The sequence below is a fragment of the Vibrio sp. 10N.222.54.A3 genome (assembly GCF_041474095.1).
Lineage (GTDB): Bacteria > Pseudomonadota > Gammaproteobacteria > Enterobacterales > Vibrionaceae > Vibrio > Vibrio crassostreae_C.
Genome location: NZ_JBFRTN010000173.1, coordinates 1 through 2,346 on the forward strand (window position 1 = coordinate 1; position 2,346 = coordinate 2,346).

The following is a 2,346-nucleotide window of genomic DNA, read 5'->3' on the forward strand; positions in this document are numbered from 1 at the left end:
TTCAAATCATGCAAGACGGCACATTAGATATCGTTGAACCGAATGTTGCTGATTTGGCTGGTGGTATTGTAACGACCAATATGATCGATGTGATGCCAACGCAAAGTGCTGACGGCGCGACAATCACTCAGTTTACTTATGACGGTGTCGTAAACACACTGGATCAAAGCATTTCAGGCGAACAGCAATTTAGCTTCACGGAAGGCGAGCTATATATCACTCTTGGAGGAGAAGTACGCTTTGAGCCAAATCGTAATTTAGACCACACAACGAGCGAAGACATCGTGAAGTCGATTGTGGTGACTTCAAGTGACTTCGATAACGATTCTCTGACTTCTACCGTAACGCTGACGATTACTGATGGTGATAACCCTACGATTGACGTTATTCCAAGCGTAACCCTTTCTGAAACAAATCTGACTGATGGCTCCGCTCCTAGTGGCAGCGCGGTGAGCTCCACTCAAACCATCACATTTACCAACCAAAGTGATGATGTGGTTCGTTTCCGAATTGAACCAACGGAATTCAATACTAACGATGATCTTAAATCGAACGGTTTAGCCGTTGAGTTACGTGAAGAGCCGACAGGGTCGGGTGACTACATTGGTTTTACTACTAGTGCGACGAATGTCGAAACCACGGTATTTACGCTGAGTTTTTCTAGCACCATATTAGGTGAATACACGTTCACACTCATTGAAGCGTTGGACCATCAAGATGCCCGTGGTAACAACGAGCTCAGCTTTGATCTGCCTGTTTATGCGGTAGACAGTGACGGCGATGATTCACTGATGTCTCCGTTAAATGTCACTATCGGTGATGATGTTCAAATCATGCAAGATAGTGCGTTAGATATCGTCGAGCCCAATCTTGCAGATGGTACGGTAACAACTAACACCATTGATGTGATGCAAAATCAGAGTGCTGATGGCGCGACGATCACTCAGTTTACTTATGACGGTCAACTACGAACCCTTGATCAGAATGACAATGGTGAACAGCAATTCAGTTTTACTGAAGGCGAACTATTCATCACGCTTCAAGGCGAAGTGCGCTTTGAGCCCAACCGCAATCTCGACCACACGCTGAACGAAGACATTGTGAAATCAATCGTGGTGACATCTAGTGACTCCGATAACGATGTGCTTACCTCAACCGTCACGCTGACCATTACCGATGGTGATATTCCGACCATTGATAATGTGCCAACTGTGAACTTGTCGGAAACCAATCTGAGTGATGGCTCTGCACCAAGCGGTAGCGCGGTTAGCTCAACTCAAACTATTACTTACACCACTCAAAGTGATGATGTGACCAGCTTCCGTATTGAACCGACTGAGTTCAATGTTGGTGGCGCTTTGACATCAAACGGATTAGCGGTCGAGCTGAAAGCTGACCCAACCACACCGGGCGGCTACATCGGTTATGTTACTGATGGTTCGAATGTTGAAACCAATGTGTTCACGATTAGTTTCTCGGATACCAATTTAGGTCAATACACCTTCACCTTACTTGAAGCACTAGACCATGTAGATGGCCTCGCAAATAATAATTTGAGTTTCGACTTACCGGTTTACGCGGTCGATAGCGATGGCGATGACTCGTTGGTGTCTCAACTTAACGTGACCATTGGTGATGATGTTCAAATCATGCAAGGTGGTACGTTAGATATCACTGAACCAAATCTTGCAGACGGCACAGTGACAACCAATACCATCGATGTGATGCCAGAACAAAGTGCCGATGGTGCGACGATCACTCAGTTTACGTATGACGGTCAAGTTCGAACACTGGATCAAACGGACACAGGTGAGCAGCAATTTAGCTTCACAGAGGGTGAGTTGTTCATCACTATTGAAGGTGAAGTACGCTTCGAACCAAATCGCAATCTAGACCACACGGTTAGCGAAGATATCGTCAAGTCGATAGTGGTGACCTCAAGCGATTTAGATAACGATGTGGTGACGTCAACGGTCACTCTGACCATTACTGACGGTGATATCCCAACCATTGATGCGGTGCCAAGTGTCACTTTCTCTGAAACGAATCTTGCAGATGGTTCTTCACCAAGCGGCAGTGCAGTAAGCCAAACAGAGACGATTACCTTCACCAATCAAAGTGATGATGTTGCGAGTTTCCGTATTGAGCCAACCGAGTTCAATGTGGGCGGTGCACTTAAATCGAATGGATTTGCGGTCGAGATAAAAGAAGATTCGGCTAATCCGGGGACTTACATCGGTTTTATTACTAATGGCTCGAACGCTGAAGTTCCTGTATTCACGATTACTTTCTCTACAAGTACTTTGGGTGAATACACCTTTACCTTACTTGAAGCGTTAGACCATG

Annotated in this window: 1 pseudogene; it reads left to right on the forward strand. The window is 45.6% G+C overall.

Annotated elements, in window-relative coordinates:
- A pseudogene (locus AB4507_RS22800) lies at nucleotides 1-2,346 on the forward strand (hypothetical protein); the annotation flags it as partial.